Source organism: Micromonospora sp. NPDC047465 (assembly GCF_040643125.1).
Lineage (GTDB): Bacteria > Actinomycetota > Actinomycetes > Mycobacteriales > Micromonosporaceae > Micromonospora.
Map to the genome: position 1 here is coordinate 135,615 of NZ_JBEYTP010000010.1, position 20,464 is coordinate 156,078.

17 protein-coding genes and 2 pseudogenes are annotated in these 20,464 nt (G+C 74.7%); 8 read left to right on the forward strand and 11 right to left on the reverse strand.

The window, feature by feature from the left end:
• Positions 1–11: 11 nt before the first annotated feature.
• Entirely contained in the window at positions 12–1,250 is a 1,239-nt protein-coding gene (locus ABZ793_RS12630) for an ROK family transcriptional regulator (protein WP_357456115.1), read from the forward strand.
• Between the two features lie 371 nt (positions 1,251–1,621).
• Positions 1,622–2,371 (forward strand): PP2C family protein-serine/threonine phosphatase, encoded by a 750-nt coding sequence (locus ABZ793_RS12635; RefSeq protein WP_357456118.1) that lies wholly within the window; start codon positions 1,622–1,624, stop codon positions 2,369–2,371.
• A gap of 56 nt (positions 2,372–2,427) precedes the next feature.
• On the opposite strand, the gene ABZ793_RS12640 is transcribed toward ABZ793_RS12635, so the two are convergent.
• The gene (locus tag ABZ793_RS12640) at positions 2,428–2,967 is read right to left on the reverse strand and encodes a MarR family transcriptional regulator (RefSeq protein WP_357456121.1); all 540 of its coding nucleotides are present in this window, start codon (positions 2,965–2,967) and stop codon (positions 2,428–2,430) included.
• 97 nt (positions 2,968–3,064) lie between these two features.
• Between ABZ793_RS12640 and ABZ793_RS12645 the strand changes: the two genes are divergently transcribed.
• Positions 3,065–4,195, forward strand: coding sequence for a PP2C family protein-serine/threonine phosphatase (locus ABZ793_RS12645; protein ID WP_357456124.1), 1,131 nt, complete (start codon positions 3,065–3,067; stop codon positions 4,193–4,195).
• A 15-nt stretch (positions 4,196–4,210) separates the two neighbouring features.
• On the opposite strand, the gene ABZ793_RS12650 is transcribed toward ABZ793_RS12645, so the two are convergent.
• The 9 genes from ABZ793_RS12650 to ABZ793_RS12690 all read right to left on the reverse strand — a co-directional run bounded on the left by ABZ793_RS12650 (position 4,211) and on the right by ABZ793_RS12690 (position 15,095).
• The gene (locus ABZ793_RS12650) at positions 4,211–5,692 is read right to left on the reverse strand and encodes a sugar transferase (RefSeq protein ID WP_357456127.1); all 1,482 of its coding nucleotides are present in this window, start codon (positions 5,690–5,692) and stop codon (positions 4,211–4,213) included.
• A 215-nt stretch (positions 5,693–5,907) separates the two neighbouring features.
• Positions 5,908–7,668, reverse strand: coding sequence for a substrate-binding domain-containing protein (locus tag ABZ793_RS12655; protein WP_357456130.1), 1,761 nt, complete (start codon positions 7,666–7,668; stop codon positions 5,908–5,910).
• Between the two features lie 132 nt (positions 7,669–7,800).
• Positions 7,801–8,838 carry a lactonase family protein gene (locus tag ABZ793_RS12660; RefSeq protein ID WP_357456133.1) on the reverse strand — a complete coding sequence of 346 codons (1,038 nt, stop codon included), beginning with the start codon at positions 8,836–8,838 and terminating at the stop codon, positions 7,801–7,803.
• A 122-nt stretch (positions 8,839–8,960) separates the two neighbouring features.
• A complete protein-coding gene (locus ABZ793_RS12665) occupies positions 8,961–9,563 on the reverse strand; it encodes an ATP/GTP-binding protein (RefSeq protein ID WP_350708658.1) in 603 nt (200 codons plus the stop codon).
• Positions 9,544–9,933: a DUF742 domain-containing protein gene (locus tag ABZ793_RS12670; RefSeq protein ID WP_357456137.1), complete on the reverse strand. Its 390-nt coding sequence runs from the start codon at positions 9,931–9,933 to the stop codon at positions 9,544–9,546. Before ABZ793_RS12670 ends, ABZ793_RS12665 begins: the two co-directional genes overlap by 20 nt.
• Positions 9,923–10,348: a roadblock/LC7 domain-containing protein gene (locus ABZ793_RS12675; RefSeq protein WP_350708741.1), complete on the reverse strand. Its 426-nt coding sequence runs from the start codon at positions 10,346–10,348 to the stop codon at positions 9,923–9,925. The genes ABZ793_RS12670 and ABZ793_RS12675 overlap by 11 nt, the downstream gene beginning before the upstream one ends.
• Complete coding sequence (locus tag ABZ793_RS12680; RefSeq protein WP_357456140.1) at positions 10,345–12,990, reverse strand: nitrate- and nitrite sensing domain-containing protein; 2,646 nt, start codon at positions 12,988–12,990, stop codon at positions 10,345–10,347. Before ABZ793_RS12680 ends, ABZ793_RS12675 begins: the two co-directional genes overlap by 4 nt.
• Before the next feature lie 228 nt (positions 12,991–13,218).
• Positions 13,219–14,709, reverse strand: a complete 1,491-nt coding sequence (locus ABZ793_RS12685; RefSeq protein ID WP_357456143.1) for a catalase — start codon at positions 14,707–14,709, stop codon at positions 13,219–13,221.
• A gap of 32 nt (positions 14,710–14,741) precedes the next feature.
• A complete protein-coding gene (locus tag ABZ793_RS12690; protein WP_357456146.1) occupies positions 14,742–15,095 on the reverse strand; it encodes a transcriptional repressor in 354 nt (117 codons plus the stop codon).
• A 245-nt stretch (positions 15,096–15,340) separates the two neighbouring features.
• On the opposite strand from ABZ793_RS12690, the gene ABZ793_RS12695 reads away from it, so the two are divergent.
• The 3 genes and pseudogenes from ABZ793_RS12695 to ABZ793_RS12705 all read left to right on the forward strand — a co-directional run bounded on the left by ABZ793_RS12695 (position 15,341) and on the right by ABZ793_RS12705 (position 17,577).
• Positions 15,341–15,934, forward strand: a complete 594-nt coding sequence (locus tag ABZ793_RS12695) for a hypothetical protein (RefSeq protein WP_357456149.1) — start codon at positions 15,341–15,343, stop codon at positions 15,932–15,934.
• 295 nt (positions 15,935–16,229) lie between these two features.
• Positions 16,230–16,436: pseudogene (locus ABZ793_RS12700) on the forward strand (hypothetical protein); the annotation flags it as partial.
• A gap of 757 nt (positions 16,437–17,193) precedes the next feature.
• Positions 17,194–17,577 (forward strand): hypothetical protein, encoded by a 384-nt coding sequence (locus tag ABZ793_RS12705; RefSeq protein WP_357456152.1) that lies wholly within the window; start codon positions 17,194–17,196, stop codon positions 17,575–17,577.
• A gap of 244 nt (positions 17,578–17,821) precedes the next feature.
• On the opposite strand, the pseudogene ABZ793_RS12710 reads toward ABZ793_RS12705, so the two are convergent.
• Positions 17,822–18,410, reverse strand: a pseudogene (locus tag ABZ793_RS12710) (glycoside hydrolase family 6 protein); the annotation flags it as partial.
• Between the two features lie 231 nt (positions 18,411–18,641).
• Between ABZ793_RS12710 and ABZ793_RS12715 the strand changes: the two are divergent.
• Both ABZ793_RS12715 and ABZ793_RS12720 read left to right on the forward strand, forming a co-directional pair.
• On the forward strand, positions 18,642–19,697 hold the full coding sequence (locus ABZ793_RS12715; RefSeq protein WP_357456155.1) for a hypothetical protein: 1,056 nt from the start codon (positions 18,642–18,644) through the stop codon (positions 19,695–19,697).
• A gap of 1 nt (position 19,698) precedes the next feature.
• Positions 19,699–20,391, forward strand: a complete 693-nt coding sequence (locus ABZ793_RS12720; protein ID WP_357456158.1) for a class F sortase — start codon at positions 19,699–19,701, stop codon at positions 20,389–20,391.
• Positions 20,392–20,464: the final 73 nt, after the last annotated feature.

The following is a 20,464-nucleotide window of genomic DNA, read 5'->3' on the forward strand; positions in this document are numbered from 1 at the left end:
AGCGTCAAGGGGTGACCCGACCCGACGCCCCGTCCGGGCCGGTCCGGCAGGGCAGCCTGCGCGAGTGGAACCTCGCCGTGGTGCTCGGCCGGATCGCCGCCGCGGACCGCCCGCCGTCCCGGGCCGAGCTGGCCGCCCGGACCGGCCTGACCCGGGCCACCGTCTCGGCCGTGGTGGAAGACCTGCTCGCGGGCCGGCTGGTGAGCGAGGCGGAGCCGACGCCGCGGACCGGCGCGGGGCGGCCGTCGCGGGGCCTGGTGCTCGCCGCCGACGGTCCGGCCGGGCTGGGCCTGGAGGTCAACGTCGACTACCTGGCCGCCTGTGTGGTCGACCTCGCCGGCCGGGTCCGCCACCACACGGTGCACCGCGCCGACCTCCGGCCGGTGTCGCCCGCCGAGGCCGTGTCCCGGCTGGTCGACCTGGCCGCGCGCGCCCGGGCCGACGCGGCCCGCGAGGGGCTCACCCTGGCCGGCGCGGCCCTCGCGGTGCCCGGCCTCGTCGACGACGCCGGGGTGGTCCGCCTCGCCCCGAACCTGGGCTGGCGCGACGTGCCCGTTCCCGCCCTCCTCGCCGGGCATCCGCCGCTGACCGCGCACGTGGACGGCGTGCCACCGCTGGTGGTCGACAACGAGGCCAACCTCGCCGCGCTGGGCGAGCTGCACGCCGGACCGGCCGGCCCGGCCAGCTTCCTGCACGTCTCCGGCGGGGTCGGCATCGGCGCCGGGATCGTCCTGGACGGGTCCCTGTTCCGGGGCGCCCGCGGCTGGAGCGGCGAGATCGGCCACGTCCCGGTCCGCCCCGACGGCCGGCCGTGCCGGTGCGGGGCTCGGGGCTGCCTGGAGACGTACGCCGGTCAGGAGGCCATCCTCGCGGCGGCCGGCCTGGCCGGCGCGGACCTCCCGGCGGACACCGCGACGACCCGGCTCGCGGAGCTGGCCGGAGCCGGCGACCCGGCGGCGCTGCACGCCCTGGCCGACGCCGGAACCGCGCTCGGGGTCGCCGTGGCCGGGGTGGTCAACCTGCTGGACCTGGACACCGTGGTGCTCGGCGGCGGATACGCCCCGCTGGCGCCCTGGCTCCGCCCGCCGGTGCTCGCCGAGGTCTCCCGCCGGGTGCTCACCGCGGCCTGGTCGCCGGTCACCGTCCGTGCCGCGGCGCTCGGCGGCGCGGCGGCGGCCGTCGGCGGGGCCGGTTCGGTGGTCCGCCGGATCCTCGCCCGACCGGCCGGCTGGCTGACCCGGCAGCCCTGAGCCCGGCCGCCTCCGATGGGCGTCGGGCAGCCTCCTCGGTACGCTTGCCCCGAGGCAACGATCCCCACCTGAGGAGTGCACGACCAGCATGCGCACAGGTCGACAGACCGGGGCGGCCGGCGAGCGGCGGTGACCACCACCCGCCGCGGCGGTGCCCCCGGCCCGGCGGGCGGCGGTGGGCAGCCCGCCCGATCCCGCAGCCCGCACTCCCCCGACAACGCGCTGTCGGCCGGCTCCGGGCTCACCCGCGAACTGCTGGACGGGCTCACCGAGGCGGTCGTGACGACCGCCGGGGCGGGACGGGTCACGCTGGTCAACGCGATCGCGAGCCGCCTCCTCCCCGAGGTCACGCCCGGCACGGCACTGCCGACGTGTGCCGTGGCGGCGTTGCCCACGCGGCCGGCGGCGGCGAGGACGCCTTCGACGCCGAGCACCGGGGCCGCCGGCTGCGCGGCGTACGGCGTGACCTGGGTGCCGGGCGGCACGCCTGGTACGTGCGCGACGTCACCGAGGAGCACACGCGTGACGAGGCGCTGCGCGCCGAGCGCTCCCGGACGGCGTTCCTCGCCCAGGCGGGCAGCCGCCTCGGGCTGTCCATGGACCGGGGCCAGACGGTGCGGACCACGGCCAGGCTCCCCGTCCCCTACCTCGCCGACCTGGCCCTGGTCGTCCACCTGCCGCCCCCGCCCGCCGAGAACCGGCCGCACTGGGTCCGGTACGCCGAGGGCGACGCGCCCGGCGGGGGGCTGACGGTCCGGGTCGCCGGCGGCGGCCACCCGTCCCCGCTGGTCGTCCGCGCCGACGGCACCGTCGCCCCGCTCCCGGTCGGGGGAATGCCGGTGGGCGCGCTGGCCGCCGCCCGGTTCGCCGAGGCGGAGGCCCGGCTCGCCCCCGGCGAGCTGCTGCTCGCGTACACGAACGGGGTGACCGAGGCGTGTGGCGGCCCCCGGGGCGGCGAGGTGTTCGGCGAACAGCGGCTGCGCGCGGCGCTGGCCTCGGCGGCCGGACTGCCTCCCGCCGCGCTCGTCGACCGGCTCCTGCACCGGGTCGAGAAGTGGATGGACGGGCAGAGCCAGGACGACATCGCGATGCTCGCGGTGGCCGCGGCGCCCGACGCGTGACAAGCCGCCCCCGCCCGGGCACGCGGTGCGGACGGTCCGGGCGTGCCGCCTGCGGGTCAGGCCGTCCTGGCCACCCTCGGCTCGTCGCCGGGCCACTCCTGCTTCGGTAGGCCGACCGGTGGCCCCGCCGGGCCGCCCGCGTCGGACCAGGGGCCGGCCGGCTCGACGGACTGGACGGACGCGTGGCGGCGACGCGCCGCCTCGTCGAACTCCCGCATGCCCACCAGCAGGGCCTGCCGCCCCTCGGGGGTCATGTCGCCGAGGATCGCCGCGAGCTGCTGGCGCCGGTCGTCCCGCAGCTCGGCGAGGAGCCGGTGGGCCTCCGAGGTGAGGTGCAGCGAGATCTCCCGCCGGTCGAGGCGGCCGGGCTCGCGTTCCAGCATGCCGGCGGCGACCAGCCGGTCACAGAGCCGGCTGGCGGAGGAGAGCAGCATGTCGAGCCCGGTGGCCAGGCGGCGGAGGTTGATCCCGTCGTGCTGCTCGACCCGCATGATCGCGCGCAGCTGGGCGCCGGAGACACGGCTGGTCGTGCGCTCCCGCGCGGCCTCCCAGACCGTCAGCAGGGCGTCGGCCACCGCGTCGAGCTCGGCAGCCATACTCGTCTGAGGCCCCTGGGGACCGTGCACTTCCGCCATGGTGCGCCCGAGACTACTCCGAAACCGCTGGTGCGGGCTCGCGACCAAGGAGCGAAGGATGAGCGAACCGGTCAACCGGGTACGGCGCGCCCTCAACGAGGCGCCCGCCGATCTCCTGCTGGACCGGGTCGCCGACACCCTGGCCGGGGCCTACGGGATCACCCGGGTGCAGCTGCTCCAGGTCGACTACCGGCTGTCGGCGTTGCTGCCGCTCGGTGACGGGGAGACGGTCACCAGCCCGGGGCACCCCGCCTGGCGCTGCTTCGACCACCAGACCCCGATCGTCGCCGACGACACCGCGTACCTGCCGGTGTCGATGCGCGGGGAACGCCGGGGGGTGCTGCGGGTGGCGCCGGCCCCCGGCGACCCGGGGACGCTCCACGAGCTGGCGGAGGCCGCCACCGCGCTGGCCCACGAGATCGCCGCGGTCAGCGCCGGCACGGACGTCTACCGGGCCGCGCGGCGCAGCAGGAGGCTCACCCTCGCCGCCGAGATGCAGTGGGAGATGCTGCCCGGCCGCAGCCGGATCCGGCCCTCGTTCAGCCTCGCCGGGCAGCTCGAACCGGCGTACGCGGTGCGCGGCGACAGCTTCGACTGGTCCGACGACGGGGAGCGCGTCTGGCTGTCCACCATCAACGGCACGGGCGAGGGGGTGGCCGCCGCGATGCTCACCTCGCTCGCCACGTACGCGCTACGCAACGCCCGCCGGGCCGGGCTCGGCCTCGCCGACCAGGCGGCCCTCGCCGACCAGGCCATCTACGACCTGCACCGCGGCGGCCAGCACCTCGCGGCGCTGCTGATGGACCTCGACCTGCGCTCGGGGGTGCTGACCGTGGTCGACGCCGGGTCGCCCCGCCTCGTGCTGCTGCGCGACGGGGAGGTCCGCCAACTGCCGCTGAAGGCGCAGTTCCCGCTCGGCATGTTCGAGGCCACCGACTACCACGAGCAGCGGTTCGAGCTGTGCCGGGGCGACCGGCTCTTCGTGGTCAGCGACGGCGTCATCGACGCCACCGGGCAGGACGTCCGGTACGGCGAGACCGCGCTCGACCGGTTCCTGCGCCGGACCGGGCCGATGGAGCCGCTGGACGCGGTGCGCTCGCTGATCGGCGACCTGCGCGCGTTCGTCGCCGGTGACCTGGTCGACGACGCGGTCGTGGTGTGCCTGGACTGGACCGGCCCGCAGGACTGATCCCACCGGGGCGGGTCAGTACGCCCCGCGACTGTTGACCACGGCACCGAAGGTCTTCCAGAGGATCGTCAGGTCGGCCGCGAGCGACCAGTTCTCCACGTAGTAGAGGTCGAGCCGGATGCCGTCCTCCCAGCTGAGGTCGGACCGGCCGCTGACCTGCCAGAGCCCCGTCATGCCGGGCTTGACCAGCAGCCGGCGGGCCACGTCCCCGTCGTAGCGGGCCACCTCGGAGGGCAGCGGCGGGCGGGGGCCGACCAGGCTCATCTGCCCGAACAGGACGTTGACCAGTTGCGGCAGCTCGTCCAGCGACCACTTGCGCAGCAGCCGGCCGATCCGGGTCACCCGCGGGTCGTCGCGCATCTTGAACATCAGGCCGTCGGTCTCGTTGCGGGAGGCCAGCTCCGCCAGCAGGGCGTCGGCGTTCACCACCATGGTGCGGAACTTGTAGACGCCGAACTCCCGGCCGCCCTGCCCGACGCGGGTCTGGCGGAACAGCACCGGCCCCCGGCTGTCGAGCTTGATCGCCAGCGCGATGACGGCCAGCAGCGGCAGCAGCAGCGTCAGGGCCAGTGAGGAGGCCGCCCGGTCGACGAAGCCCTTGACCAGCTTGCGGGCGCCGCGGAACTCGGGTGCCTCGACGTGGATCAGCGGCAGGCCGGCGACCGGCCGGGTGTGGATGCGCGGGCCGGCGACGTCGGTCAGCGCGGGCGCCACCACCAGGTCGACGCCGGTGCCCTCCAGTTGCCAGCCCAGCCGCCGCAGCCGGGTGGCGGTCAGCTCGCCGGAGGCGGTCACCGCGACCGTGTCCGCGCCGATGGCGGTGGCGGCCTCGGGGATGCCCCGGAACGAGCCGACCACCGGCACGTCGCCCAGCCGCTGGGCGACCGGGGCGAGCAGCGCGTCGGGGATGCACGCGCCGACCACCTGGTAGCCCGCGTACGGCTCGCGGCGCAGGGTGTGCACCAGCTCCAGCACGTGCGCGGTGTCGCCGACCACCAGCACCTTGCGCGACCAGCCCGCGCCCCGGGACCGCGCCCGGTGCAGCCGCTTGCGCGCGGCGAACCGGGCCACCTCCAGACCGACGGCGCCGACCGCGAACGAGATGCCCAGGAAGCCCCGGGAGACGCCGACGTCGGCGATGTAGCCGACGATGGCGATGCCACCGGCGAGGCGCAGGCTGGCGGCACTGACCCGCCGGTACTCGTCCGCGCCGTACCCGAGGACCCGGTCGTCGTAGCAGCGCAGCACCCGGAGCGAGATCAGCCAGGCGACGACGAGCCCGGGAGCCACCACGACGTACGGGACCTTCGAACCGCCCGGGGTGTCACCGCCGAAGCGGGCCACGTACCCGATGAGCACGGCGATGGTCAGGATGGTGGTGTCCAGCACCACCAGGGAGCGGACGTAGGCGCGCTCGTCGGTGCGGGCCGCCTGCCCGGACCACGGCTGGTCCGGCGACGCCGCTCGGGCGGGGGTCAACAGCGTCGCCGAGGTCACCGGCCCTCCCCACTTCGCATGCCGACGGCCCCGGTCGCCGACCGACCCCGTCGCGGGCCGGCCGCGGAGCACTACGACATCCTGCCCCGACAACCACGGTGGACGATCGCTTCCGACGTATTGCCGTCACTTTTCCCGAAGGGGCCGGTGGCGGAGAGGGCCCGCGGTACCGGATCCGGCGGTACGACGGGCCCCTGCACGCCCTGGTCCGTCGGTCAGGCCGGGGCCTTGCGCAGCGCGACCGCCCGGAGGAAGATATCGCCGATCTTGGTCGGGTCCTCGGTGACGAAGGCGCCGCCGCCGGTCACGTCGGTGATCGACGTCAGCTCGGCCTTGCTGACGTCGCCGCCGATACCGATGATCACGACCTGCACCGGCCGCTCCGGGTCCTTGATCTTATTGAGTTCGGCCAGCAGCTGCTGCTGGGTGATGCCGTCGGAGTCCTCGTTCTTGCCGTCGGTAAACAGCACGATCGAGTTGACCCGGCCCGGCTCCCAGTTGTCCTGCACCTTCTGGTACGCCGCCAACATCGTGTCGTAGAGGCCGGTGCTGCCGCTGGAGGACCGGATCGAGCCGAGCGCCTGCTCCAGCTTGCCGCGCTGCCGCGACAGCGGCCCGATGGCGACCAACTCCTGGTGGTCGCGGGAGCCGACCAGCTCGGTGGAGAACGTCCAGAGGCCGATGGACCAGGAGTCGTCGAAGAGGTTCAGCCCGCGCCGGGCCGCCTCCACGGTGACCTGCTGCCGGGTCGCGTTGCCGGCGTTGGCCACCTTCTCCTTCATGGAGCCGGAGACGTCGATGACGGCGAGCATCCGGCCGGACTGGGTGGCGATCGACCAGCTGGAGAGCGCGCGGTCCATGTTCTGCGGGTCGGGCCCGCCGGTCGCCGCGGTGCCGCCGGTCGCCGGTGGGGTCGACGCGCCGCCGGCCGGGCTGGGTGCGCCCTGCGGGGCGTCGAAGCCCGCGCCCCAGTTGCCGTCCGGCGCTCGCAGCGCCTGGGCCGCCAGCCTGTCGCGGAAGTCGGCGGTGGTGAGCACCTCGTAGAGCACCCGCGCCGCCGACGCCTTGGCCGGCTCGATGCCGGGCAGCACCGCGTACGGGTAGTCCAGCGGCGCGGGCGCCGGCTCCAGGTAGAGCGCGGCCAGCGGCACCGGCGGCTTCTTGCTGTTGTACTGGATCACGTCCTCTTCGGACAGCGCCGCCGCGCCGAGGCTGCTGGCGATCGTCGTCGCGTCCGACGCGGTGGGGAACCGGGCGAGCAGGTCCGGCCGCAGCGCCGAGCGGTCGGTGGCCAGCGCCCGCAGCGCGGCGACCTTGTCCTTCTCGGCGTCCGGGCCGCCGGTGGCGCTGGCGGCGGTGGTCAGCGAGAGCAGGCCGGACAGGCCCGCCGCGTCCCGGGTCGGCTCGACGATGCCGGTACGCAGCGGCTTGTCGCTCTGGACCTGCTGGAGGAGCTGGGTCCAGCTGAACTTCTTCTGCGGCCAGCCCAGCCGCGAGGCGATCGGCACCGGCATCGCCACGACCACCGGGCTGCGGGCGATGGACGTGCCGTTGCCGGGGTCGAAGGCGGTGGCGCCGCCGGTCTTGAGCCGCAGCAGCCAGGTGGAGGAGTCGGGCACCCAGACGTCCGGGCTGACCGCCGTGCCACTGGCCTGCCCGACGCCGGCCAGCGTGACACCGTGCTTGGCGGCGACCGTCGCGGCCACGTCGACCGGGTCGGAGGCCGAGACCTTCACGGCGATGCAGGTCCCGCCGACCGCGGCCCCGTCCTTGACCCATTGCGCGGCCGCCGCGTCGACGGCGGGGGCGAGTTCGTCGGCGACGGCGACGGACAGCTCGATCCTGCCGGAGCAGTCCGGTTGCGCCAGCTGCTGGTAGCCGAACCAGCCGCCCGCCGTCACGGCGAGCACGCCGACGGCAGCGGCGGCGGTAGCTGCGTGAACGTTGGTACGCATGCGATGGCGGCCTGCTGACACGCTGACCATACTGCGTACCCGCCCTGGTAGCTGCCACAACCGTTCGGACGAAAGTTACGCAGGAGATACAGTTGACCACCAAATTGTCGACGACGAGTAACCGTCTCGCCTCGGCGCGTTGATCTGTCCTGGTCAGGGCAGGACGCAGGTGGGGCTGGGCACCGGCACCGGCTCCCCGACCGGGGCCGGGACACCGGTGGCCGCGTCCACCCGGAAGACCCGGACCATGTCGGCCCGCTCGTCGGCCACGTAGAGGTGCTCCCCCGCCCGGGCGAAGTGCCGCGGCCACTCCCCACCCGTATCCACCTCGGCGACCAGCTCCGGCAGCTCGCCGGCCAGGGCGAAGACCGCGACCGTGCCCACCCCGCGGTTGGCCACGTAGAGGAAGCGGCCGTCCGGGCCGACCGCGATCTCCGACGGCTGGACGTGCCCGGGCCGGTCGCTGGCGTCGACCCGGCCCCGCTGGTGCAGCGCGCCCTCGGCGGTCAGCTCGTACGCGGTCACCGAGGCGTCCAGCTCCCCCGCCACCCAGCACCGCCGGCCGTCCGGGTGCCGGGCCAGGTGCCGGGGACCGGAGCCGGCGGCCGCCCGCACCCGGGGCGCCCGGGGCACCAGCCGACCGGAGGCGGCGTCCAGGTCGTAGCGGTAGATCGAGTCGGTGCCGAGGTCGACCGCGAGCAGCGGGCCCCGGCCCGGGTCGGGGTTGACCATGTGGGCGTGGGCGCCGGCCTGGCGCTCCGGGTCCAACCCGTGCCCCTCGTGCTGCACCAGGTCACTGCGCTCGCCGGGCACCCCGTCGGGGCCGAGCGGGAACACCGCCACGCTGCCGCCGCCGTAGTTGGCCACGACGAGGTGGCCGCCGTCCGGGACGACCGCCAGGTGGCAGGGCTCCGCGCCCCCGGTGGGCCGGGTGCCGAGCGGGGTGAGGTCGCCGTCGGCGGCCACCCGGAAGGCGCTGACCTCGCCGTCGGGCAGCTCGTTGACCGCGTACAGCACCGGCAGCCGCGGGTGCCGGGCGAGGAAGGAGGGCGCCGGGGTGACCGCGACGGTGCCGAGCGGGAACAGCTCGCCGGAGCCCGGGTCCCGCCGGGCCGCGACGATGCCGGTGCCCCGGCCCCCGCCGTGTGCCGTGTAGCCGCCGATGTGGACGACCGCGCCCTGCTCCGCCACCGGTTCCGCCCTCCGCCGATTCCTCCGTCGATCCAACCAGAGGCTCGCCCCTGTGCTGGCTCCTTACCCAGAAAGCCGCGCCGAGTCACGGCCGGTCGACGGGACCGGCCGCGCCGGCGGGCTCAGGCCGCCGGCACCGGCTCGCCCCGCTGCCGGGCCACGTGCTCGACGAGGGCGATCAGCACCTCCTTGCCGGACTGCCGGTCCCGGGCGTCGCAGAGCACCAACGGCACGTCGGGGTCGAGGTCCAGCGCCTGGCGTACGGTCTCCAGGCTGAACCGCCGGGCGCCGTCGAAACAGTTCACCCCCACCACGAACGGGATGCCCCGCTGCTCGAAGTAGTCGATCGACGGGAAGCAGTCCGCAAGGCGACGGGTGTCGGCGAGCACCACCGCGCCGAGCGCCCCGAAGGCCAACTCGTCCCAGAGGAACCAGAAGCGGTCCTGGCCCGGGGTGCCGAACAGGTAGACTTGGAGGTCGTCGTTGATCGTGATCCGGCCGAAGTCCATCGCCACCGTCGTGGTCGACTTCGCCTCGACGCCGGACAGGTCGTCGGTGTCGACCCCGGCCCCGGTCAGGATCTCCTCGGTCTGCAACGGCCGGACCTCGCTGAGCGCGCTCACCAGCGTCGTCTTGCCGGCGCCGAAGCCCCCGGCGATGAGGATCTTCAGCGCGAGCGGGATCCGGGGAGCGGAACCGGCCTCGTCACAGCGCACGGAGTCCACTGACCACCGCCTTCAGGATGTCGTCGTCGGGCAGGTAGGCGGCGGCCGTCGGCTGGTGCACCGCGACCAGTCCCCGGGCCAGCAGGTCGCCGAGCAGGACGCGGACCACGCCCAGCGCGAGGTCCAGCTCGGCCGCCAACTCGGCGACGGGCACCGGCCGGGCGGCCAGCGACACCAGGCGCCGGTGCTCGGGGTGCAGCTCCGGGTGGGCGGCCGGGTCGGCGGCCGGCGCGGCCAGCACGTACGCGACCAGGTCGAAGCCGTCCGCGGACGACCGGACCCGCCCGCCGGTGAGGGTGTAGGGCCGCACGACGGGGCCGGCGTCGTCGTCGAGCCACTCGTGCTGCGGCCCGGGGGACTCAGCCCGCATCGGCAGCCCCCGCCGCCGACCGGGCCGGGGCGCTCAGGTACTCCCCCACCCGGGTGACCAGCATCGCCATCTCGTACGCCACCAGGCCGATGTCCGCGTCCGCGTCGCTGACCACCGCGAGGCAGGCGCCCTGCCCGGCGGCGGTGACGAAGAGGTACGCCGACTCCATCTCCACCACGGTCTGCCGAACCGCCCCGCCGGCCACCTGCCGGCTCGCGCCCCGGGCCAGGCTCGAGAAGCCGGACGCCAGCGCGCACAGGTGCTCGGCGTCGGCGCGGTCCAGGTTGGTCGAGGAGCCGAGCAGCAGCCCGTCGGCCGACAGCGCCACCGCCTGGCGGGCGGGCGGCACCCGTTCCACCAGGTCGTCGAGCAACCAGTCGAGATCGGCGCTCTGCCTCGTCGGATGCAGCATCAGGCGTCCCTCTCAGTCGCGGTCACGGGGTCCGGTTCCGCCGGCGGCTCGGCCGGCGTCAGGGTCGGGGTGGGGGCCAGGGTCGGGGTGGGCTCCGCGGCCTGCTCCGGTGTGTCGCCACCGGCCGCCGGGGCGCCGGCGGCCACGGCCCCGTCAGCCGTCGCGCCGCCGGCCGCGGCGCGGCCACGGGCGGTGCCCGCCTGCAGGGCGGACATGGCGCGCCGCGCCTCCTCCGGAGTGCGCGGGGTCGGGCTCTCGATCACCGGTGGCCGCGGCGCCGGGCCGTCGGCGACCGGGTGCCGGGCCGCCGCGGGGTGCCCGAGCGCCGGACCGCCACCGGGGGCGTCCGACGTCGACCGCCGCCGGACGGCCGGCCCGTGACGCCGCACCCGACGCGGCAGCCCGTCGATCTCCCCGGCGCTCTCGGCGGGGCCGGGGCCGCCGGGCACCCGGCCGGCGGGGGCTGGGTCTCGGGACGCGGGGGCGGCCCGACCCGGCCCGGCGGAGGCCGGGCCCCCGACGCCGGACGCGGCCGGGCCGGCGGCGCGACCGGGCTGGTCCGGCGCGGCGGAGGCGGGAGCCGCGGAAGGCGGGGCTGCGGCGGACGGGGCTGCGGAGGGCAGCGTCGCGCCGGGTTCGGCGGCTCGGACGGAACGGGGCCGGGGCAGCGTGCTCAGCCGACTCGCCCGGGCCATCCGCCGTTCCTCCGACGTCGCCCCGGACTGGTCCTCCGGCGGGGCGACGCCCTCGGGCAGCAGGGACGGCTCGTCGGTGACCAGGTCGGCGGGGATGAGCACGACGGCGGTCAACCCGCCTCCGTCGGACGGGCGCAGCCGCACCCGGACCCCGTGCCGGGCGGCGAGCCGGGCCACCACGAAATGGCCGAGCCGAGCCGTCTCGGCGGGCTCGAAGTCGGGGGACCGGGCCAACCGCCGGTTCGCGTCCTCCAACGCGGCGGCGGTCATGCCCAGGCCGCGGTCGGTGACCTCGACGGCGTAGCCGTTGGCCACGTGCTGCCCGGAGACCTCCACCCGGGTGTGCGGCGGGGAGAACGCCGCGGCGTTCTCGATCAGCTCGGCGAGCAGGTGGATCACGTCGCCGACGGCCCGCCCCAGCGCGCCGCCGGGCTGCACGGCGGCGATGTCGACGCGGTCGTACGACTCCACCTCGGAGATGGCGCCCCGGATCAGGTCGACCATCGCGACCGGGTTGCGCCAGCCCCGCCCGGGGGCGGCGCCGGCCAGGATGACCAGGTCCTCCGCGTGCCGCCGCAGCCGGGTGGCGAGGTGGTCGACGCGGAACAGCTCGGCCAGCTCGTCCGGGTCCTCGGTGTGCCGCTCCATCCGGTCGAGCAGGGCGAGCTGCCGGTGCACCAGCCCCTGGCTGCGGCGGGCGATGTTGAGGAAGACCTCGTTGAGCCCCCGGCGCAGGGTCACCTCGTCGACGGCCGAGCGGACCGCCGTCCGCTGCACCTCGGTGAAGGCCCGCGCCACCTGGCCGATCTCGTCGCCGCCGTACTCCAGCGCGGGCGCCTCCCGGGCTACGTCGACCTGCTCGCCGCGGCGCAGGCGGGCCACCACGTCGGGCAGCCGGCGTTCGGCCATGTCCAGCGCGGCCGTGCGTACGCCGGTGAGCCGCTGCGCGAGGGAACGACCGACCCGCAGCGCCACCAGGACCGAGACCACGACGGCGGCCAGGCCGAGCACCCCGGCGGCGGCGAGCCGGACGAGGATGCCGACGGCCGTCGGCACCGACCGGTCGGCGAGCCCGTCGGCCTGGGCCAGCTCGAACTCCCGCAGCGCCTGCTGCACGGCCTCGTAGCTGGCGTGCCACTGCGCCGGGTCCACCGCCGGCCGGGTCGACGACCGGGCGCCGACCAGGGTGTCCTGCATCGCCCGCAGCCGGCCGAAGACCTCCCCCTCGGTCAGCCGCTGGAACGCGGCGCGCTCCGCATCGGGCAGGTCCGCGACCGCCGCCTCGGCGAGGAACCGCTGGTTGGCGATGGTCTGCACGACCTGGGTGTGCTCGCCCTCGGCGAACCGGCCGGCGGTGAACGCCCCGGCCAGCAGGGCGTCGGTCTGGCCGAGCAGCTCCCGGCTGCGGCCGAGCGCGGTGACGGCGAGCGCCTGACGGTTCAGGTCCTGGTCGGGCAGGTTCGCCATGGCCGAGAACGCCTGGAAGGCCGAAGAGATCATCCCGCTGTAGAGCCCGACCGCGCCGGCCCGGTCGACCTCGCGCCGGTCGATGAACCCGCGCCCCGCGGGCAGCGCGTCCAGCGCGGTGACGAGGTGGTCGACCCGGGTGTCGAGGTGGTCACCGGCGGCGTCGCGCAGTTCCTCCCCGCCGACCCGGCGGCGCAGCTCGGCGACCGCTCGGTCGGTCCGCCGGCGCTGCTCGGCGAGCCCGGGCGCGACGTCCCCGCCGGCCAGGTGCACCACCGAGAGCCGACGCTCCCGTTGCAGCTCGGCCACCACCGTCTCGCCGGGGCGGCCGAGGTCGTAGAGGAGGGTCCGGGCGGCGAGCAGGTCGAGGGCCGGCCCGAAGGTCAGCGTCGTGGCGAAGATCCAGAGCGCCAGCAGCGCGGTCACCGGGACGACGACCAGCGCGGTCAGCTTGGAGCGGATCGGCCAGTCGCGGGATTTCAATCAGACCTCGCCCGGAAGGTGTGGCTGCCCGGCCGGCGCCGGCCGGGCAGCGTCCGGGTCGGACGGTCACGGCCGACGGTGCCGGCCCGTCCGACGGACGCCTTGGGCAGGATACGTAAATCCCGCCCGATGCACTACCGTCCGTCGCGTCGGGCCTACCGGACGGACGTCCACAGCGGACGAACGCCCCGCCGGGGCCGGCGGGGCGTTCGGTGGGTGGTGTGCGGATCAGGCGCTGACGGAGATGCCGAGACCCTCGGCGACCCGACGGCCGTAGTCCTCGTCGCACTGGCTGAAGTGCCAGACCATCTTCTCCTGGATGTGCTTGTCGCACTGCGCCAGCAGGGTGGTCAGGTTGAGGATCAGGTCGTCGCGCTCCCAGTCGGCCATCTCGCGGTAGCGCCGGCCTGCCTGGGAGTAGTTGTTCTGCCGCTCGATCGGGGCCTTCATGACCTGACCGGAGACGAACGGGCGGTACTCCCGGTAGGACTCGTCGGCCTCCCGGAGCCCGGCGACCGAGGACGGCTCGAAGTTGATGTGCGGGTTGCCGCCCCGGTTGTCCACCCCGTACGACATCTGGCCGCCGCCCTGGTTGGTGCTGACGACCACGTCCTCGCGCGGGCGGTTGACCGGCAGCTGGAGGTAGTTCGGGCCGACCCGGTACCGCTGGGTGTCCGAGTAGGAGAACGTGCGGCCGACCAGCATCTTGTCGTCGGAGAAGTCGATCCCGTCGACCAGCACGCCGGTGCCGAAGGCGATCTGCTCGTTCTCGTTGTGGTGGTCGGTGATGTTGCGGTTGAGCGTCATCATGCCGACCGGCAGGTAGGAGAAGTCCTCCTCCGGCCAGATCTTGGTGTCGTCGAGCGGGTCGAAGTCCAGTTCCGGGTGCTCGTCGTCGCTCATGACCTGGACGTTGAGTTCCCACTTCGGGTACTCGCCGCGCTCGATCGCCTCGTAGAGGTCCTTGGACGCGTGGCCCAGGTCGGTGGCCTGGATGGCGTCCGCCTCGGCCTGGGTGAGGTTGTGCTCGCCCTGCTGCGACAGCCAGTGGAACTTGACCAGCACGCCCTCGCCCTCGGCGTTGACCAGCCGGTAGGTGTTCACCCCGGACCCGCGCATGGTCCGGTAGTTCCTCGGGATGCCGTACGGGGAGAAGAGCCAGGTCAGCATGTGCATCGACTCGGGCGTGTTGGACATGAAGTCGAAGATCCGGTTCGGCTCCTGGCGGAAGGTCACCGGGTCGGGCTTCAGCGAGTGGATCACGTCGGGGAACTTGATCGCGTCGCGGATGAAGAAGACCTGGAGGTTGTTGCCCACCATGTCCCAGTTGCCGTCGTCGGTGCGGAACTTGACGGCGAAGCCGCGCGGGTCGCGGGCCGCCTCGGAGGAGTCCCGGCCGCCGATGACGGTGGAGAAGCGGATGGTGACCGGGGTCTTCTTGCCCCTGGTCTGGAAAAGCTTGGCCCGGGTGTACGTCGACGCCGGCTGGTCGCCGATCGTCCCGTACGCCTCGAACTCGCCGTGCGCGACGAAGCCGCGCGCGTGCACCACCCGCTCCGGGATGCGCTCCCGGTCGAAGTGGCTGATCTTCTCGAGGAAGTGGTAGTTCTCCAGCGTCGCCGGGCCACGCGAACCGACCGTCCGCTGCTGCTGGTTGTTGTGCACGGGGTGACCCTGACGGGTGGTGAGGATCGGCTTGCTGGCCTGCGGGTCGCTCATGGCGCTCCTCCTGGTCGGTGTGACGGCTGGCGTCAGCGGTGGTGTCGCTGCTGGCACGTGGGGCACCGGCCCCAGTAGGTGACCTCGGTGGACTCCACGGCGAAGGTGGCGCCCCCCGGGTCGAGGCAGGGCCCGGGGGCCCGGTTGCGACGGGTGTCGACGATCGCCCCGCACTCCCGGCAGACCAGGTGGTCGTGGTCGTCCCCGGCCAGCTCGTAGCGGGCCGGCCCGCCGGCCGGGGCGAACCGGCGCAGCAGGCCCGCCCCGGTGAGCGCGTGCAGGACGTCGTAGACCGCCTGGACCGAGATCCGCCCGAGGCGGACCCGGGCGAGCCGGGTGATCGTGTCGGCATCCAGGTGCGGCCGGTCGCGTACCGCCGCGAGCACCGCGAGCCGGGGGCTGCGTGACCCGCAACCCGGCGGCCCGGAGGCGTTCGACGTCGGTCTCGACCGGCATCACCCCACCCAAGCGCCTTTTCTGGAATGAGTCAAGTTTTCGCGGGGCGATCACTCTGTGCGACTCGTCATGTCGGTACGGGGAATGCCGCCAGGTCGGGTTCGTCAGGAAAGTGCCGCGGAACGGGATTGGCGATCACGGAGCGGAGGGAATACCACTGGCCGAAGGAGGAGCCATGTCGCCCACGCAGGTAATCGTCATAGTTCTCGTCGTGCTGGTGATCGCGGCGCTGGCCGTGGCCGCCCGGTCGTACGCCCGCCGTCGGGCGTTGCGGTCGCGGTTCGGTCCCGAGTACGACCGCGCCGTCGCCGAACGGGACAGCCGTACCGCCGCCGAGCGGGAGCTGCGCGAGCGGCAGCGCCGCCACGCCGACCTCACGCTCACCCCCCTCGCCCCCGAGTCCCGCGCCCGGTACGCCGCCGCCTGGGAGGAGATCCAGGTCCGCTTCGTGGACTCCCCGGCCGAGACCGTGGGCGACGCGGACGAACTGGTCACCCGGCTCATCGCCGAACGCGGCTACCCGACCGGCGACTTCTCCGACCAGATCGCCCACCTCTCGGTGGAACACGCCCGCACGCTGGGCCACTACCGCGACGCCCACGACATCCACCTGCGCAACTCGCGCGGCGAGGCCAGCACCGAGGAGCTCCGCCAGGCCGTGGTCCACTACCGGGCCCTCTTCGCCGACCTGCTCGGCGAGGAGCCGGTCGGGCACCGGCCGCCCGAGCAGCGCAGTCCGGACAGCCAGCACGACGTCACGAGCCGCTGAGGAGACCGCGATGCGACAGGAAGAGCAGCGGGTGGGCAACGAGCACCCCGAGGCCGTCCGCTCCACGCCGGTGCCGGTGCCGCCACGAGGCGACCAGGCCGGCCGCGCCGAGGTGCCCGAGGACGCCCTCGACGAGCGGGGCACGTTCGACGACCCGGCGGTCGCCGGCGAGCGCGCCCCGCGCCGCGGGACCGCCGACGACGAACGGTCCGGCGATCGGGACGCCGACGCGGCACGGTCCCGCGACCGGAACGCCGGCGCGGCACGCTCCGGCGGCCGGGACGCCGACGGCGGGCGGCCGGAGTTCCACGAGCCCGGTCCGCTGCCGACGGCCTTCGGCGCCACCACCGTCGGCGACGCGGTGGCCGCGTCCGCCCTGGCCAGCCCCCGCCCGGAGGACGAGGTCGACCCGCGTACGGAGTCGACCGCGCGTCCGGGCGACGGGGCCGTGGACGGCGCCCGGGAGGGGCGCCGGGCCGACCCGACCGCCGAGTTCCGCGGTGCCGGTGAGCGTGGCGAGGGCCGGCCCGACGAGCGCGGCGGGTCACCCGGCGGCACGACCGTGCTGCCGCCGGACGCCACCGACGGTGGCCCCGAGCGCCGGACCGACCTGACCGGCTGGACGGGCGACCCGGAGACCGCCGCGGCCGGCGGGCCCGGGTACGGCAGCGCCACCCCCGCCATGGTCGACCCCGACGCCGAGCACGCGTCGGCCGGGCGCACGGGTGCTGCCGCCGGCTCGCTGGAGTCGGCCGGGACGTCCCGGCCGGCGGGTTCGACCGTCGCCGCCGAGCCGGCCACGCTCTTCGACCCCACGGCGGCGCAGGGTTTCCGGGACCGCTGGCGGGACGTCCAGCTACGGTTCGTGGACGACCCCCGCGCGGCGGCCGGGGAGGCGCAGTCGCTGGTCGACGAGGCGATCCAGGCGCTCGCCTCGGCGCTGTCCGCACAGAAGAACAAGCTGGGCGGCTGGCAGGACGCCGGCTCGGCCGACACCGAGCAGTTGCGGATGGCGGTCCGCCACTACCGCGACTTCCTCGACCGCGTGCTCGGACGCTGACCGCTCGCACGGGCGCCCCCGGGGGGACCGGGCCCGGGGGCGCCCGGCGGTGCGCTCGTGCCGGCGCGGGCCCGCGTCGGCGGCGTGCCCGGCGCGACGGCCGGGCCGGCCGTTCGGCATCCGGCGGGGGGCATGGGCGCCGCCACGCGGGGTACGCCAGGAGGATCAGGAAACCACCTGGCGGCAGGAGGGCAGCGACATGACGGATCGTGACCGTGACCGACCGCTGGAGGAGAGCCCCGAGGTGGCCGCGGCGGTCGAGGACGACACCGGCATCCCCCAGCTGATGACCGGCGGCGGCGCCGACCGGGACACTCCGTCGTTCGCGGAGCCCGGTGACCAGCCGCGGGGCGGCGCGCCGACCGACCAGCTGATCGGTGACCCGTACGCCGCCGGCACCGGGGCCACCGGCACCGGCACGGGGGCGGCGCCGGACAACATCCGCACCGGCGCGGAGCAGCCCTGGGAGCCGGAGGACCTGGTGGCGGCCAGGGGCCAGGACCTGACGCCGGAGAACATCGAGCGGGCCCGCCGGGACCTGGCCGAGCTGGGCCGGGCGGCGATCGAGAAAACGGTCCCCTGACCGCCGTACGTGACAGGCCCCCGGCCCGACGGTCGAGCGGTCGGGCCGGGGGCCGGGAACCCCGCCGCCGGAGCGCCCCCACCTGCTGCCAGCGGCGGGTAAACGCCGTGTCGGGCCCCTGTTCGTACCAGTTGCCGGGTGGATCCGCCGGTCCACCGGGCCGCTGTTGACGTAGGTGTCCACACTGGTCGTCGCGCCCGGCCGGTGGGCCGGGCGGAAGCCGCCCCTTGTCGGTGACCCTGACGTACGGCTCCCGCAGGGCCAGCAGTTGGCCGTGTTGACGATGAAGCCGTGCGCCTCGTCCACGATGCTGCCACAGGCGACCGCGGCGCTCTTCAGCATGTCGGCGGTCGGACCGAGGTTGCCGTCCCAGCCGATCCAGCCGTGGTGGGCGGCGTCGATGTGGTTGTAGACGTTTGTTTCGGGTCGCCCTGGATCGCGGCGATCGGGTCGCTGCACTCGGCCTTGTGGCGAGGCAGGTCGTTCGGGCCCAGCTCACCGTTGGACGCCGGCGCAGTGCAGTCCCGGCCGGGCAGGGTCGCAGAGGACGACCTGGATTTACTTCGCCCCGCTCCAGCGCCTCGCCAGGTGGTCCCGCACGCCCGTCGCGCCGTTGGTGCTGCTGTCCGAGGTCCCGTTGACGGCGGCGATCCGGTCGAGCCACCCGGCGGTCGAGGTTGTTCGGCACCCGGTTGCCGCCCGGCACCGACTCGGCCTTGGCCGTCCACTCCGGGTTCACGTGCCCCTGGGCGTTCAGGTGGGGGTTGTCCACCCGCTGCCAAGGGCCGGGCGGGGGTGGTCGGCGGGGGCGTCGTCGACGGCGGGGTCGCCGGACAGGACGACACCCACCGAGCGCCCCGGCCGGCACGAGGCAGCCGTCGCGGTGCCACCGGGACAGGAAAGCCGTATAACGCTCAAAACCGGGCATATCACGCCTGCCGCCCGGATGCCTGACATAGGGGCAAACACGAATCTTTCCCTGCATAGCTCATGAAACGGTCTAACGTCGTTCGTAGCTCGGTTGCCACCGAGCCTAGGACAACAGGGATGGAGTGACGCAGGTCATGGCAAACAAGATGCTCGGGAAGGTCGTTGCGGGCGCTGCCCTCGGTGGTGCCTCCCTGCTCGTGTTCACGCCGGGTATCGCGTTCGCGGACGGCCACCACGACGAGGGCAAGGTCTACGCCAAGCCCCACGTCGTCAAGGCGGGCGAAACGGTCAAGCTGCTCGAGGTCTGCTCGGAGCGCCAGGAGCACGCCTACGTGTGGTCCAAGGTCACGGGCAAGGTCAATCTCAAGCCGGCCGAGGGCCGCGACGACTGGCGCGGGGAGAAGGGCTCCGGCGACCACGACAAGGGCAAGGAACACGACAAGGGCAAGGACCACGACAAGGGCAAGGACCACGAAGGCAAGGAGCACGACAAGGGCAAGGAGCACGACAAGGACAAGGAGCACGACAAGGACAAGGGCAAGGAGCACGAAGGCAAGGACGAGACCGCCAAGCCGCAGCCGACGACCACCTACGGCCAGGGCGGCGGCGCCGCCGACGAGGGCGACTGGAAGGGCTACGAGCACGGCCAGGACGCCGAGGGTGGCCGCGAGGGCGAGGAGCGCAAGGACCACGACAAGTACGGCTCGGACGAGCGAGGCGACAGCGGCCGCGAGGGCGAGGACCGCAAGGACCACGACAAGTACGGCTCGGACAGCTGGGGCTCGGACCGTGGCGACGGCGGCCGCGAGGAGGACCGCAAGGACCACGAGGGGTACGGCTCGGACGAGGGCGACCGGAAGAAGGACCACGAGAAGAAGGACTGGTCCGACGAGGAGTCCCGGAAGGACGACAAGGACAAGGACCGCTGGGAGCACAAGCGTGACTACGTCTACTACGGCGAGGCCGAGGTCTCCGAGGACGCCAAGCCGGGCCGCTACGAGCTCAAGGGCTCGTGCGGCGAGGGTGAGCTCGTCGTCCTGCCGCGCGGCGGGGTCGACGGCGGCGACGGCGGCGCCGGCGCCGGGACCGACCGGGGCCTGGCCGCCGGTGGGGCCAGCCTGCTCGGCGCGGCCGCCCTGGGCGGCCTGGTGCTGATGCGTCGGCGTCAGACCGATGAGTCGCTGGTCTGACATGACGGCGAGATGGGCCGGCGGCCGTCACGGGAAACCGTGGCGCGCCGCCGGCGCGGCCACCGTCGTCCTGCTCGCCGTGGTGGGCGCCGGCATGATCGGCGCGTCGGTCATGACCGCCCCCGCCCCCCGCCCGCCGCAGCCCCTGGCGCAGGCCGGACCCGACACCTCCGGGGCGGCGGTGTCGGGGCCCGACGGCGCGGACCCGGACGTCGCCGGCGGGGCCGCGACGGGGCTGGCCCGTTCCACCCCCACCACGATCAGCATCCCCCGGATCGGGGTCGACGCCTCGATCATGTCGCTCGGCACCAACCCGGACGGCACCGTCCAGGTGCCCCCGCTGGAGCAGGCGCAGCGCGCCGGCTGGTACGAGCCGGGGCCCAGCCCGGGGGAGGTCGGCAACGCGGTCATCGTCGGGCACGTCGACTCGGCGGTGATCGGGCCGGCGGTCTTCTTCTCTCTCGGCGCCCTGCAACCCGGTGACACGATCGCCGTCACCCGCGAGGACGGGCAGCGGGTCACGTTCACGGTCGAGTCGGTGAAGGCGTACCCGAAGACCGAGTTCCCGACGGAGCAGGTCTACGGCCCCAGCGACCGGCCCGGCCTGCGGGTGGTCACCTGCGGCGGCGTCTTCGACGAGGCGGCGCGCAGCTACCCGGACAACGTGGTCGTCTTCGCCTCCATGACCGCCTGATCCAGGGCCTCCGCCGGCGGGCGGGTCCGCGCCGGGCGGTGGCGGCCCGCCACGTCGTGGCCCCGGCGCCGCG

Bases quoted from the DNA above. Each gene is read 5' to 3' on its own strand.
- ABZ793_RS12640 (WP_357456121.1), bottom strand. From the start codon at position 2,967: ATGGCTGCCGAGCTCGACGCGGTGGCCGACGCCCTGCTGACGGTCTGG.
- ABZ793_RS12720 (WP_357456158.1), top strand. From the start codon at position 19,699: ATGACGGCGAGATGGGCCGGCGGCCGTCACGGGAAACCGTGGCGCGCC.
- ABZ793_RS12670 (WP_357456137.1), bottom strand. From the start codon at position 9,933: ATGCGGGCTGAGTCCCCCGGGCCGCAGCACGAGTGGCTCGACGACGAC.
- ABZ793_RS12685 (WP_357456143.1), bottom strand. From the start codon at position 14,709: ATGAGCGACCCGCAGGCCAGCAAGCCGATCCTCACCACCCGTCAGGGT.
- ABZ793_RS12705 (WP_357456152.1), top strand. From the start codon at position 17,194: ATGACGGATCGTGACCGTGACCGACCGCTGGAGGAGAGCCCCGAGGTG.
- ABZ793_RS12715 (WP_357456155.1), top strand. From the start codon at position 18,642: ATGGCAAACAAGATGCTCGGGAAGGTCGTTGCGGGCGCTGCCCTCGGT.
- ABZ793_RS12645 (WP_357456124.1), top strand. From the start codon at position 3,065: ATGAGCGAACCGGTCAACCGGGTACGGCGCGCCCTCAACGAGGCGCCC.
- ABZ793_RS12695 (WP_357456149.1), top strand. From the start codon at position 15,341: ATGTCGCCCACGCAGGTAATCGTCATAGTTCTCGTCGTGCTGGTGATC.